This is a genomic window from Kiritimatiellia bacterium (assembly GCA_025054615.1).
Lineage (GTDB): Bacteria > Verrucomicrobiota > Kiritimatiellia > CAIVKH01 > CAIVKH01 > JANWZO01.
Window position 1 is genome coordinate 18020 of record JANWZO010000003.1, and the last position, 14023, is coordinate 32042.

Sequence of the window (14023 nt, forward strand, 5' to 3'; positions counted from 1 at the left end):
TATTCCATCGAAGGAGATTGCAATTATGTCCCTTGAAGGAAAAAAGGCTCCGGATTTTGCGCTAAAGGGAACCGACGGAAAAACCCATTCCCTGAAGGATTACAGTGGCAAAACGGTCGTCCTGTATTTTTATCCGAAAGATGACACGCCCGGCTGCACGAAGGAGGCGTGCGGTTTTCGGGATCATTTCAAGGAGATTTCAAAGCGCGCTGTCGTTCTGGGCGTGAGCAAGGACAGCCTCTCTTCACACGAGAAATTCGCGTCAAAGTACAAGTTGCCGTTCGTCCTGCTGTCGGACCCGGAAGCGGAGACCATGAAGGCCTATGGCGCCTATGGTGAAAAAATGATGTACGGGAAGCCTGTGACCGGAACGATCCGGTCGACGGTCGTGATCGGTCCGGATGGCAAAGTCATCAAACACTGGCCCGCCGTGAAAAAAGCTGAGACCCATCCGGAAGAAGTGCTTGCTTTTCTTCAATCCCTTGGTTGAAACGCGTTCATGTCCCAACCGCCTGCAGAATCGATAGCGAGCCGGCTGCGTCGCGCCATACATCTGTATCTTTTCGGCGATGAGGACAACATCACGCTGATTCAGAGTACTCCGCTCCTCTTCATGCACGTGATGGCCCTCGGCGTATTCTTTGTGCCGTTCAGTTGGGCGGCAGTCGCCGCCTGCGCGGCAACCTATGCGATTCGCGTCTTTGCACTTACGGCAGGCTATCACCGGTATTTCTCCCATAATTCGTTCAAAACGAGCCGGGTTTTCCAGTTCATCCTCGCGTTTCTCGGCGGCACGGCGGCGCAACTGGGTCCCCTGTGGTGGGCCGCCCATCACCGCTATCACCACCAACACGCGGACACGGAGAATGATATTCATTCCCCGATCACGAAGGGCGTGTTTCGCGCCCACATGGGCTGGATCATGTGCAAGAAATACGCGAAGACGGAGTTGGATCGCATCCCTGACTTCGCGAAATATCCCGAATTGAGATTCCTTGATCGCTTCCATTCGATTCCGCCGATGGTCCTGGCCGGCTCGTTGTTCGCCATCGGCGAATGGCTTGCCGCAGCTCGCCCGGCATGGGGCACCACGGGGTGGCAGTTCGTTTTCTGGGGATTCTTTCTAAGTTCGGTCTTCGTCTATCACGCGACATTCTGCATCAATTCACTGACGCACATGGTCGGCAAACGGCGCTTCAACACGAGCGACCACAGTCGCAACAGTTTCATCCTCGCGCTCATCACGTTTGGCGAAGGGTGGCATAACAATCATCACCGGTATCCCGTCGCGGCGCGTCAGGGACTCTATTGGTGGGAGATCGATATCACCTATTACATTCTCAAAGTTCTGTCGTGGCTCGGAATCGTTTGGGATCTTCGAGGGCACCCCGCAAAACTGTACGAGGAGGCCGCGACGGTTCCCGTTCGGCCGCTTGCCGACCGCGCGCGCTGACGGCCGGCGCCGCTCGAATTCTGCGTCGATCATATTCAGCGGGTTTGGTAGGCTGCGTCATTGATGAAAATCGTTTCTTCCGCGGTCATGCGGGAACTCGATCGACGGGCGATCGAGGAATACAAAATCAAGGGCACCGAGCTGATGGACAACGCGGGTTATGGCGTGGCGTTCCACGTCCGCCGACTCGCCGATTCGGCCGGCCTCACCGGCCGCCTGGTGCATGTCATCTCGGGACGGGGCAACAATGGCGGCGACGGCTTCGCCGCGGCGCGTTACCTCAAGGACATGGGCTTCGATGTCGAGGTCTGGCTCGCCGGCGCGGCCGCCCAGGTGACAGGTGACGCCGCGTATTTTTTGAGCAAATGCAAGTCCGCCAAAATCCGGGTCGAGGAACTGACAACGCTAGAGGATTGGCAATATGCCATCGACGATCCCTTGACGGCCGATCTAATCGTCGACGGTGTCCTCGGCATCGGCATGAACGGTCCTGCGCGCGGACCTGTTGCCGGAGCCATTCAGTACATTCGCGCACGGGCGGATGAATCGCTGATTGTTTCCATCGATATCCCCTCCGGACTCAACGCGGACACCGGCGAGCCGCAGGGCGATACAGTCACGGCGGATGTTACAGCGACGATGGGACTGCCGAAGCGCGGACTTGTTGCGCCGGCGGCGATTGATTTTGTCGGCTCGATCGAAGTGGTCGACATTGGATTGCCCAAGGAGCTCGTGGCAGAGGCCGAGGCCGACGAGCTTGAAATGATCTACCTGACGGATTTGTTCGATTTGTATCCCCGACGCCGGCGGAACACGCACAAAGGAGACTACGGCCATGTCGTCATCATCGGAGGTGGCGGCCCATACACCGGCGCTGTGACGTTGGCAGCCAGGGCGGCCGTCCGGTCGGGCGTGGGTCTAGTGACAACCATTGTTCCCCAATCGCTTCGCGCGACGGTTGCGTCGGCCGTGCCCGAAGCCATGGTGGCCGGCGCAATGGAAACGGCCGAGGGCGGGCTCGCCGAGTCGGCGTTGGAGGTGATCCGATCCTACTTTGGAAAGTCCCGCGCCTTCGTCGTCGGACCGGGTCTTACGCGCTCGCTCGCATCCCGCAAAATTGTGGAGACGCTTCTGCACGAGGCGCCAGGGCCGCTGCTCCTCGATGCGGATGCGCTTGCCGTTATGGCGGGCGAACCTCGCGCCCTGCGAGCCGCCGCGAACGGCTTGGTGGTCACGCCGCACCCCGGCGAGGCCGCCGCGCTGCTGAAAACCTCACCTGACGCCGTCCAAGCGGACCGCATCGGCGCGGCACGGAGACTCGCGGAGGAAACGGGCGCCGTCGTTGTGCTCAAGGGGGCTGGCACGCTGGTTGCCCGGCAGGACCGTCCGATCCAAGTGAACATGACCGGAAATCCAGGCATGGCGAAAGGCGGATCCGGAGACGTGTTGAGCGGCCTATTGGGAGGGCTCCTCGCACAAGGGTTTGACCCCTACGACGCAGCGCGAGTGGCCGTCTATGTGCACGGACACGCAGGAGATTTGGGCGCTTGGAGGAAGTGCCAGGTCAGCCTAACGCCGGGGGACCTGATTGAGGAATTGCCCTACGCCTTTCGGGAGCTGTCGATGCGCTAGCTGGGGCCGCCTATCCGGTCGCCGCTCCGAAATCTGCTTCGTTTGGACATCAGGCGGCTGGCAAAGCCGCATTCTCGGCTGCACCCGATTCCACCCCCGCAAATTGCGTCCCGCTTACGGAGAGAGGGCCTCGAGCCGGCGAAGCCTTTCGCGGGCAAGCTGAAAGGCCGGATCCCGCGGGTGGCGTCGTAAAACGCCCAGTTCCTCCAAACGGCTGTAACAGAGGCGGGCCAGTTCCCATTTTTTCAGCGCATAAAATGCGTGCCCCGCATTGAGTAGCAGGTCCGGATTGGGCGACGAGGCGAGTCGCAGCCCTTCAAGGGCAAATCCGGCCGCCGCAGAATATCGGCGCGTGGCGAGGCAGAACGCCGAAAGTCGAATGTTTCGGATCGGATAGACCCGCCTTTCGAACAGCCGATGCAGAATCGGGCCCCGTGACGTGCCATGCGCCACAATGATTTGACCCGCCTCAGAATCCGACCAGTCCGGATGATCCTTCCCGGGCTGGAAGGCCCCCAAAGCCGGAACATGGTCTGCAAATCCCATCCTTAAATAGACGGCGTCGCGAGCATCGAAATAGGCGAGGCGCCATTTCGGATCCCGATCGAAGTACGCGAGCCATTTGGGGGGATGTCCGAATACGGTATGACCACTGCGTCGGGCCGCCATCGGGCGAGGAATGAGGGCAACTCTCGCAGGTCCTTCGAACGCGCGTATTCGCGATAGAACATTCCGGGGATCGATTCGAGCGAGCCGTCAATAAAAACATCCCGTCGGGTCGCGAACGCCAAATAGCCGCCTGCATCGAGATTGTTCAGGATCCGCGCGCCCGAGGGCAAACCGGCGGCGTTGATGAAGGCCGCCGCGCCCACCGGGAGGAAATCCGGATTGAATCGATGCCCGGTTCGCATAGGTGATTTCAAATATTCAAAATAGTTGCCGGATAACACCCACCAAGTCCCGGCTGCCGCGAGGGCCGCCGTGGCCGCCGGGAGTGCACGAATGAGTTGGGCCGATCTGCCGGCTGTCTGCCGCGAAGCCAGCCCGTCGAGATGGCCGGCCACGATTGGAAATGCGGCGATGAGGAAATATCCGAAGTTTTTCTCCGCCAAGCTGTACACATAGCCGAACAGGCCGACGAGAAGCCACTCCCGGAGGCATACGCGTCGAATGGATATCAACAGCGTCAGCGCGGCCAGGGCTGTGAACAGGTGCATCGCGAGAACCGGCTGAACGAGTCGGAATTCTCCGGTCGCCGCGAAATACCGGAAGAGCGAAAACGGCGACAGATGCTCATGGATCCCGAACTCGGCCGATTTGAACGCGCTTCCCGTCTGCAAATTCTGCCACTGCTGAAATGGGACACAGATGCCCTGCCACCCGTATGGATTCGCCAGCGGCGCCGCGAGCGATAGCGCCGCGGCGAACCAGAACCGTCGATGCGCTCCAGCTTTGCCAAGCCGAAAAACCTCGACCGCGTGCGCAGCGATCGCGACCCAGCCCAGAATGAACAGCGAGTGCGCATTCGCCCACACCAGCATCAAAACCGGCGAGATCCAGATCCAGCGGGTATCACGCCGATCCAGCAACCCCAACAACAGCGCCAGGAAAAGCCATGAAACGACATGCGGACGAACCTCCCAATAATTGCCGAATAGCCCTATCAGCAGCAGGGGCGCCAGCCACGGCGAGATTCCGCCAGCGCGTTTGACGGCCTGGCTCGCCACAAGCGCATACGCCACGATCGCTGCAAGATAATGAGAGGCGACAAGTCCCGCCGTCCCCCAAACGCGGTAAATCGTCCACACGGTGATCTGATAAAGCCAATAGCTGTTGAAATATGGCGCGTCGACGGTGAGAGGAACAATTTGCGATCCGGCGCCCGTACGTGCTCGATAATCCATCGACCTGTATTCAGGTGAAATCCAATATCCGGACTGAAGATTTCAACCCACGCCAGCGCCGCAGCAAAACCCGCCAAAAGCACCAACGAAACCCACCACAACACGGCATCCCATGCTCTCTGCCCATGGCCAAGCCGATCAGATCCGGCGGCCTGCAGTCGGGCGGGGCTTTCTCGTGGGAGATTCTTTCGCATGGGCCGACGCTCCACCGTCACTCCGTTCGGCGGCGGCAAGGCGCTCTTCGGGCGAAATCAAAAAGGTCACCTTGCCGCGCAGCGTGCAGCCTGGCCGGCCAGGCACGCAGGTACACATCGCCCTGCGGCACAGGTTCGCCGCCTCATCGAAATGGGGGCAGTAAAAGCTCACGGTTCTCAAAGGGAAATGTCTCCCCATCCTGCCCGTCGGGCAAGCGCAGAGAGTCGCGCGCCACGGCGGAGCGGCGCGCCGCGCTTCCGTAGTGAACCCGGCGAGCTCGAAAGCCTTCGGAGGCGGAGCGTTACCTGCTATTAAACGACAATTTTGAAACAAAATTTTGAATTATACTACATTTTTGTTTCGATCGATTTTCAAATTGACAACGCTTTGCGCGATGTCGATTCTTTCGCGAGTTTATGGAAAAACGAAGGTTGCGCAAACCGGTTGCCGGCGGGGCGGCCTATGGCACAAAGCCTGCTTCACGTGAGCGCGCCTTTGTTTTGTAAAGAAATTGTAAGGCCAACCAATGAGGAGCATGATCGTATGAAATACACGAACGCCCGTCAGGCGGCCATCGCTGCGGTGACGACCTACAAGCCGCTCGAGAAGCCCCTGAATTTCATGGAAACGCCTGCCGAGGAAATTTTCGGCTCGAACGTCTTCAACGACGCCGAAATGCGCAAGCGCCTGCCGAAGGCCGTTTACCGCGCCCTTCAGAAAACCATCAAACAGGGGGCCAAGCTGGACGCCAGCGTTGCGGACGTCGTCGCTCAGGCTATGAAGGAGTGGGCGATTGAAAAGGGTGCCACCCACTATGCGCACGTCTTCTATCCCCTGACCGGCCAGACCGCGGAGAAGCATGACAGCTTCCTCGCGCCGGACGGGATGGGCGGCGCCATTGCCGAGTTTTCGGGCAAGCAGCTCATTCAAGGCGAACCGGACGCCTCATCGTTCCCCTCCGGTGGTATTCGCGCCACATTCGAGGCGCGCGGCTACACCGCTTGGGATGTCACCAGTCCTGCGTACATTCTGGAAAACCCGAACGGCACAACGCTGTGCATACCCACGGCTTATTGCTCCTGGACAGGGGAGGCGCTGGACAAGAAGACGCCGTTGCTGCGTTCGATGCAGGCGCTAAACAAACAGGCCCAGCGCATTCTGAAATTGTTCGGGCACACTGACCCCGGTTATGTGTTCGCGACGGCGGGGCCTGAGCAGGAATACTTCCTGATCGATCGGAACTTCTTCTTCTCGCGGCCGGACCTCACCATCTGCGGCCGGACCCTCTTCGGCGCAAAGCCGGCCAAGGGCCAAGAATTCGAGGACCAGTATTTCGGCGCGATTCCCGAGCGCGTGCTCGCATGCATGCTCGACGTCGAGCGGCAACTCTACAAGCTGGGCGTCCCTGTCAAGACCCGTCACAACGAGGTCGCTCCGAGTCAGTATGAAATCGCCCCAGTGTATGAAAACGCCAACGTCGCGGCCGATCACCAGCAGCTCATCATGCTGACCCTCCGCACGACCGCGGCGAAGTACGGCCTTGCCTGCCTGCTGCACGAGAAGCCGTTTGCCGGCATCAACGGATCAGGCAAGCACCTCAACTGGTCGCTCGGGACGGAGAAGATGAACCTGCTGGATCCGGGCGACAGCCCGCACCAGAACGCGCAGTTCCTCGTCTTTTGCGCCGCGGTGATCCGCGCGGTTCACAAGTTCAGCCCGCTGCTCCGTGTCGCGGTCGCCCATGCCGGAAACGACCATCGGCTGGGCGCGAACGAGGCGCCGCCGGCCATCATCTCGATCTTCCTCGGCGATATGCTGACGGACATCTTCGAGCAGCTTGAGAAGGGCCTGCCCAAGGGATCCAAAAAGGGCGGCGTCCTCGAAATCGGCGTCGACACGCTGCCACCGCTGCCGAAGGATGCCGGCGACCGGAACCGGACCAGCCCGTTCGCCTTCACGGGCAATAAGTTTGAGTTTCGAGCGGTCGGTTCCAGCCAGTCGATCGCGGGCCCGCTTGTCATCCTCAACACGATCGTCGCCGAGTCGCTCGACTACATCGCGACGCAGATCGAAAACAAGATGAAAGGCGGCTCGTCCCTGATGGAGGCGGTGCAGGACGTCCTGATGGAGATCGCCAGGAATCACAAGGCTGTGATCTTCAACGGCGATAACTACTCGCCCGAGTGGCATGCCGAGGCCGAGAAACGCGGCCTGCCCAACCTTCGCAATACGGTCGATGCGCTCGCCGCCGTCTCGGGTAACAAGGAGTACATCGAACTCTTTGAGAAATACAACGTTCTCACGAAGCGCGAGTTCGAAGCCCGCAACGAGATTTACCTCGAGCGGTATTGCAAGGAAATCAACACCGAGGCGCTCCTCTGCCACGACATCGCCAAGTCGATGATCCTGCCGGCCGCCTATCGTTACCAGGGCGAACTGGCATCGACGGCGGCCGCGCTCAAGAGCGCGGGCGTGTCGGATGTGGACACCTCGTCGCTCAAGACAGTGTGCGACCTCGTGTCCAAATTGGAGAAGGCCATCGCAAATCTTGAGAAGGCCATCGCGCACAAGGCGGAGGGCACGACGCTCGATCACGCGCGTCACTATCGCGACCACGTCCTCCCGGCTATGCTGGAGGTCCGCAAGATCGCTGATCAGCTTGAGGTGATCATCGCGGACGATCTCTGGCCGCTGCCGACCTACCAGGAGATGCTCTTCATCCGGTAATCCGGCAAGCGAGGTTTGAAATCCGAAAAGGCCCGGGCACTCGCTCGGGCCTTTTCATTTCCGCACGACTTCTAGGGGCGGGCTGCGTCGGACAAGAGCTAATTGCCCGCCGAGACCTCGGGAAACCACACGCGCACTTTCATCCGCTTCCGGCCATGCGCCTGCGCCTCCGTGTGCGTGCGGTAGAACAGGTCGATGTGGTAGCCGCGTATGTCGCCGCCGCGGTCCTCGACCCGGCCATATCCATATCCGGGCACGTATATGATGGTGCCGAAGGGGAAGACAGACGTATCGGCTGCGATCGTACCCGGTCGCGCCCTGGAACCGCTCGCCGTCTGGCCAATAATCTTTCGTTTGCCCTTGTTCGGCCCGGATGCGTAAACCGGCATCCCGATCCAGTTGCGCTTCCATCCGCAACATTCGCTGCAGGGGCAGTAACCGGTGGTAATGACGATATAGTCGGAATATTTGCTGGGATGGGCAGGGCGAATGGCTCGTCGTGGTTCAAACAACAGGCAGCCTCCGCCCATCGCCATGGCGAAAGCTGCAAGCCCTGCCAACATGAGAAGCGTGCGCTTGTTCACTGCCCCTCCCGACACCGGCGCTTCTGTTGACGAAATCGCTGGTCGGCGCGGCCGGAAGCGGGGATCCGCTTCTGCGCAGACATCGGTCTGCGCACCAGGGGGCCTTCGCTCGGCCAGCAACAAAGCCTATCCGGCAGGAGATCGATAAATCGGCAAATCCGACGGGTCCACGTCCCGCAGGCGGGGCAACCGCCGGTCGCGTTCGGAAAGCACCGGGTCCTCCACCGGCCAGGTAATTCCGATGTCGGGATCGTTCCAAGCAATGCCCCGCTCGTCCGCCGGATCATAGAATGCACTGCATTTATATTGGAACGACGCGCACTCGCTCAACACGCAAAATCCGTGTGCGAAGCCCTCCGGGATGAACATCTGGCACCGGTTCCCGCTGGAGAGCACGCGGGCGCACCACCGGCCAAATGTGGGCGACCCCCTGCGGATGTCGACCGCGACGTCCAGGACCTCGCCGTCCGTGACATACACCAGTTTCGCCTGGGGTTTGTGCAACTGATAATGCAGCCCGCGAACGATTCCCCGCCGTGAAAACGAAAAATTGTCCTGCACGAAGTCGCGGTCGATGCCCGCGGCGCGGTAGCGGGCCGCGTGAAAGGTCTCCATAAAAAAGCCGCGGGCATCGCCAAACACGACCGGCTCCACCAGGAGCACATCGGGAATTTCGAGGGGAGTCACCTTCACGGCGCATCACGGAGCGCGGCGATTTCCATAGGATGGAAATTTCCATGGCATGGAAACGCCCGCGATGGTTTTTTCCATCGAATGGAAATTTTTTGGGCCGATTTTCCAAGGCATGGAAATTTCTCCGCCTATTCCTCCAGCAGGCTCAGGAGATACCGGCCGTATTCGTTTTTCGCAAGGGGTTCTGCCAGCGCCCGCAGTTGATCCGATGTAATCCAGCGTTGGCGATAGGCGATTTCTTCGATGCAGGCGATTTTCAGCCCCTGCCGCTCTTCGATGGTCTGCACAAAGTTTCCGGCCTGCAACAGCGATTCGTGCGTGCCGGTGTCGAGCCAGGCGATCCCCCGGCCGAGCAGCTCGACGCGAAGCTTGCCGCGCTGGAGATATTCCCGGTTGACGTCCGTGATTTCCAGTTCGCCGCGCGCCGAGGGCTTGAGGGCGGCGGCGATGTCGAGGACGCTGTTGTCATAAAAGTAGAGGCCGGGGACGGCATAGCGGGACTTGGGTCTCGCCGGCTTTTCCTCGATATCGGTCACACGTCCCTGGGCGTCGAACGCAACGACGCCATAGCGCTCGGGGTCCTTGACGCGGTAGCCGAAGATCAGCGCGCCATCGTGCAGCCGGCCCGCCTCGCGGAGAGATCGGGAGAGGTCGTGGCCGAAGAAAATATTGTCCCCGAGAATCAGGCAGACGGGGTCCCGACCGATGAAATTCCGGCCGATGATAAAGGCCTGCGCAAGGCCTTCCGGTCGCGGCTGTTCCGCGTAGGCGAGTCGAAGACCCAATTGTTCGCCGGAGCCGAAGAGGTCGCGGAACCGCGGAAGATCGGTGGGTGTGGAGATGATGAGAATCTCGCGGATGCCCGCCAGCATGAGCACCGAGAGCGGGTAGTAGATCATCGGCTTGTCGTAGACTGGCAGGAGCTGCTTGCTGACCGCGCGCGTGATTGGGTAGAGGCGAGTGCCGGCGCCCCCGGCGAGGATAATGCCTTTCATGACGGACCTTTTCTATCAGGTTTCCGTCTCCTTGGCGAGGCGGCGAGTGGCAAGGCCCTCTGGTGATCTCTATTTTTGAGGGCCAAGGACACTGTCGATGAATGCGCTCAGGACGGGCCAATAGCCGGGGGTCTGGTTCCAGCCGCCCTCATCATGGCTGCCGCGTAGTTCGTAAAACTGTTTGGGTTCCGCCGCTGCTGTAAACAGCGCATAGCCCAGGTCAAACGGGATGAGCTGGTCATCCCGGGAACTGGCAAAGAGTTTGGGGACGGTGAGCCTGGCGACTCGCTCGGCGGCATCATACCGATTGACCGCCACCCATCGGACGGGCAGCCACGGGAACAGGCGCTCGCCGACATCGACCACGCTGGTGAATCCCGCTTCCAAAATGGCGCCGCGGACAGGCTTGTCCATCGCCAGTTGAGCCGCGATGGCCGCGCCGAGCGATACGCCATAAACAATGACCGGGGGATTTTCGGCATCGTCATATCGGGCGCGGACCACCTCGTACGCGGCCCGGGCGTCGCGGTAGGTTCCCTTTTCCGACGGGAAGCCTTTGCTTTGGCCGTAGCCCCGATAGTCGAAAATGAACAGGTTGACCCCGAGGGCATGCAGATCCCGGCAGATGCCCACGCGATTGGCGATGTTCAGCCCGTTGCCATGGCAGTAGAGGATGGTCCCGCGCGCGGCGGGGTGCGGAATCCACCAGCCGTGAAGCCGGACCCCGTCCTCGGCCACAAATTCGACGTCCTCGAAATCCAGTCCGACATCTTGGGGCGTCGAATCGATCACGCGGGAGGGTGCATAGAGGTTGCGCCATTCGAACCAGCGCAGGCCCAGCCAGACGACAACAACCAAGAATCCTATGCGGAGCAGGACAAGGGTCATGGCAATTCGAATGGGTACGGATAGGAAGCCAGAATTTTGGCGCCATCCGACTGAATGACCACTGTGTCCTCGATTCGCACTCCGCCCAGTTCCGGATCGTAGAGTCCGGGTTCGACGGTAACGACATGGCCGCTGCGAAGATGCGTTTTTACCGTCGAAATGGAAGGCGGCTCGTGAATCTCGAGTCCCACGCCGTGACCTGTGCCGTGAATGAAGCCGGTGGGGGGATTGCTGTCCGCTTTCAGCGGAAAACCAGCCGCTTCGAAGCGGCGCAGGATTTCCGCATGGATCCGATCAGCACGGACGCCGGGTTTCAGCGATCGGACCGCCCACGCCTGGGCCTCCCTCACGGCGCGATACATGGCGCGCACCTTTGGAGGCGCCTTGCCTTTCACGACAGTCCGCGTGATGTCGCCCCAGTAGCCCGAGCGTTGATGTTGCGGGAAGATGTCGAGCACGATGGTCTGGCCGGCCCGCAAGGGGCCTTCTCCGCGATGGTGAGGGTCCGCTGCGTGCGGACCGCATGCCACTATGGGATCTCGCGCACTGCAGTCGTGGTCAAGGAGAGTGGTTGCTATGATCCGCTTGAGGCGTTCGGAGGTCAGTGGGCGGCCGTCGAGAACGAGCACATTTTTCCGGCCGATTTCTGCCCGGCGAATCGCTGCAATGGCTGCGCGCATGGCGGTCACCGCTGCGCGTTGCACTTTTGCAATCTGCTCGATTTCGTGCGGCGACTTGGTCTCGCGTTCGGGATAGAGCGGCCCACTGACAACCTCGATGTCAATACCGGCATCCTTGAGCGCAAACGCGACATCCACGGGAAACTGAGGCCCGACACGAACGCTTTGAACTCCGGCACGACGACTGGCTTCCAACGCCCAATAAACCCGAGATCGCCGCTTGTCTACAGGAAGACCGAGCGAAATCGGCGTCCAAACCTTTGTGGACGGCGCTTCCGCACAGGCTCGCGCGAATTCGAGCAGTGGCACAACGAGATGTCGGTTGCCCGCGCCGGCGTCGAGAAACACGACGGGATCGACGGGCGAAAATCCGCAGGCGTATTTGAGATCCGCAGCGTCGTTTGATCCGGCCACGATCATGCGGGCTGTTGATGACTTTTTCACGCGGAGAACTCCTCTTTTTGCCGAGCATATGCGCTCCTGCCGCCCTCGCCAATTTTCTAGAGTTTTCGCGGCCTAAATTCCGGAACCCCTTGCAAACGCGGCACTAATGGTTCTCGAATGCCTCCCACCATATGTTGGGGTTGTTTGAGAATTATCCACCAGAAGTTGCGCGTGGCCTCTTATTTTTCAAAAATCGTTTTTTTCACCTTGTAGCTCTCTAGACCGGTTTTTAGGTTTCCGCCGTCGCGGGTGACGGACGGGGCCATCCAAGGCTGTTAATAACCTGTGGATAACCCATTCGCCCGATGGTTGGCCATGCGAGGAGATCGGTCAATACCTAGGACTATTTACAGAGGCCTTTCGCGCCGCTCGTCTACGCGGGCGGCAGAGGGCGGAAAGGATTTGCGATGGACGTATCTGTCGAGACGGTCTGGTCGAATGCCTGCAAAGAGCTCCGAAGCACTTTGTCGAAAGATGTTTTTGACCGCTGGATCGGCGTAATCGAGGCGCTGTCGATCGAGGGGGATACGCTCCACCTCGGTGTTCAGAACGATTTCTACCAGTGCTGGCTGGAGGAAAACTATCTTCCTCTCATCCAGGACGCAGTGGCGCTGGCGTATGGCAGCCGTTTAAACATTGTATTTCGAGTCTCCAAAGCGCCATCCGCTCCCCAATCTGATAAACCACAATCGGCCGAGGGGACGACAGTGCACCGGGGGCGGTCTTCATCAGGCGCCGTCGCGCCTGCGGCGCTGAACCCAAAATATACGTTTGAAACTTTTGTCGTCGGGCCCTCGAACAGTTTTCCGCATGCGGCCTCTCTGGCGGTGGCCCAATCGCCCGGCAGGGCCTACAATCCGTTGTTCCTCTACGGCGGCGTCGGCCTCGGCAAAACCCACCTCATGCAAGCGATCGGCCATTCGGTCCTGCGCACGGGCCGCAGCGTCGTCGCCTACGTCACCTGCGAGGCGTTCACGAACGAGTACATCGATGCCCTGCAGCGGAAGGCGCTGGTTCAATTTCGCAAGAAATATCGAAACGTTGACGTGTTGCTGATCGACGATATCCAGTTCCTCGGCGGAAAAGAGCGGATGCAGGAAGAGTTTTTCCACACGTTTAACGCCCTCTTCGACAGCCACAAACAGATCGTGCTCACCTGCGACCGTCCCGCGAGCGAAATTCCGAGCCTCGAACACCGGCTGGTGTCTCGGTTCGAATGGGGGCTTGTGACCGAACTGGAACCGCCCGATATCGAGACGCGCATCGCAATCCTTCGCAACAAACAGGAAGAGCTCAACGTCAAATTGCCGGAGGAGATCATCAACTTTATTGCCGAGAAAATTCGTTCCAACATCCGCCGTCTCGAAGGGGCGCTGATTCGCGCGGCATCCTACGCCTCACTGACCGGCCGCCCGCTGACGATTGAGACGGTTGAACATCTATTGCGCGACACATTTGACCAGGAAAAACAGGAAACCCTGACCATTGAAGAAATCCAAAAGATTGTCGCGGAATATTTCGACCTGCGGCTGTCGGATATGACGAGCAATCGCCGACCGCAGTCGATCGCGTTTCCCCGTCAGGTCGCGATGTACTTTTGCCGCCAACTCACCTCCCATTCGCTGCCAGTCATCGGAAGCGCATTTGGGAAAAACCATGCGACTGTGCTTCACGCATGTCGCCTGGTTCAGCATCGGCTGAAGGAGGACCCGGAATTCCGGCAGAACATGATGGTCCTCCAACAGCGCCTCGAACGACGAACGGACGGACGCCGCCAGTTGTGAACAACGACGTTTATAGCTGTGGACAAACCGAGGGGTGGACGCAT

12 protein-coding genes are annotated in these 14023 nt (G+C 59.9%); 5 read left to right on the forward strand and 7 right to left on the reverse strand.

Annotation, left to right across the window (positions count from 1 at the left end; all coding sequences use genetic code 11):
• Positions 1–25: 25 nt before the first annotated feature.
• The 3 genes from NZ740_01885 (at position 26) to NZ740_01895 (ending at position 3085) form a co-directional block, all read left to right on the forward strand.
• The gene (locus NZ740_01885) at positions 26–490 is read left to right on the forward strand and encodes a peroxiredoxin (protein MCS6770758.1); all 465 of its coding nucleotides are present in this window, start codon (positions 26–28) and stop codon (positions 488–490) included.
• A 9-nt stretch (positions 491–499) separates the two neighbouring features.
• Positions 500–1453, forward strand: coding sequence for an acyl-CoA desaturase (locus tag NZ740_01890; GenBank protein MCS6770759.1), 954 nt, complete (start codon positions 500–502; stop codon positions 1451–1453).
• A 63-nt stretch (positions 1454–1516) separates the two neighbouring features.
• A complete protein-coding gene (locus NZ740_01895; protein ID MCS6770760.1) occupies positions 1517–3085 on the forward strand; it encodes an NAD(P)H-hydrate dehydratase in 1569 nt (522 codons plus the stop codon).
• Between the two features lie 114 nt (positions 3086–3199).
• Here NZ740_01895 and NZ740_01900 read toward each other — a convergent pair whose 3' ends face one another.
• Both NZ740_01900 and NZ740_01905 read right to left on the reverse strand, forming a co-directional pair.
• The gene (locus NZ740_01900) at positions 3200–3631 is read right to left on the reverse strand and encodes a hypothetical protein (protein ID MCS6770761.1); all 432 of its coding nucleotides are present in this window, start codon (positions 3629–3631) and stop codon (positions 3200–3202) included.
• A 2-nt stretch (positions 3632–3633) separates the two neighbouring features.
• Entirely contained in the window at positions 3634–4989 is a 1356-nt protein-coding gene (locus NZ740_01905; GenBank protein ID MCS6770762.1) for a hypothetical protein, read from the reverse strand.
• 738 nt (positions 4990–5727) lie between these two features.
• Between NZ740_01905 and NZ740_01910 the strand changes: the two genes are divergently transcribed.
• A complete protein-coding gene (locus tag NZ740_01910; protein ID MCS6770763.1) occupies positions 5728–7911 on the forward strand; it encodes a glutamine synthetase III in 2184 nt (727 codons plus the stop codon).
• Between the two features lie 98 nt (positions 7912–8009).
• Here the strand turns inward: NZ740_01910 and NZ740_01915 are convergent, their stop codons facing one another.
• From NZ740_01915 to NZ740_01935, 5 genes are all read right to left on the reverse strand, one after another.
• Positions 8010–8495 carry a 3D domain-containing protein gene (locus NZ740_01915; protein ID MCS6770764.1) on the reverse strand — a complete coding sequence of 162 codons (486 nt, stop codon included), beginning with the start codon at positions 8493–8495 and terminating at the stop codon, positions 8010–8012.
• Positions 8496–8621: 126 nt separating this feature from the next.
• Positions 8622–9188: a dTDP-4-dehydrorhamnose 3,5-epimerase gene (gene rfbC, locus NZ740_01920; protein ID MCS6770765.1), complete on the reverse strand. Its 567-nt coding sequence runs from the start codon at positions 9186–9188 to the stop codon at positions 8622–8624.
• Positions 9189–9316: 128 nt separating this feature from the next.
• On the reverse strand, positions 9317–10183 hold the full coding sequence (rfbA, locus tag NZ740_01925; GenBank protein ID MCS6770766.1) for a glucose-1-phosphate thymidylyltransferase RfbA: 867 nt from the start codon (positions 10181–10183) through the stop codon (positions 9317–9319).
• A 69-nt stretch (positions 10184–10252) separates the two neighbouring features.
• Positions 10253–11071 carry an alpha/beta hydrolase gene (locus tag NZ740_01930; GenBank protein ID MCS6770767.1) on the reverse strand — a complete coding sequence of 273 codons (819 nt, stop codon included), beginning with the start codon at positions 11069–11071 and terminating at the stop codon, positions 10253–10255.
• The gene (locus tag NZ740_01935) at positions 11068–12195 is read right to left on the reverse strand and encodes a M24 family metallopeptidase (protein MCS6770768.1); all 1128 of its coding nucleotides are present in this window, start codon (positions 12193–12195) and stop codon (positions 11068–11070) included. Before NZ740_01935 ends, NZ740_01930 begins: the two co-directional genes overlap by 4 nt.
• A 407-nt stretch (positions 12196–12602) precedes the next feature.
• Between NZ740_01935 and dnaA the strand changes: the two genes are divergently transcribed.
• Positions 12603–13979 carry a chromosomal replication initiator protein DnaA gene (gene dnaA / locus NZ740_01940; GenBank protein MCS6770769.1) on the forward strand — a complete coding sequence of 459 codons (1377 nt, stop codon included), beginning with the start codon at positions 12603–12605 and terminating at the stop codon, positions 13977–13979.
• The last annotated feature ends 44 nt before the right edge of the window (positions 13980–14023 follow it).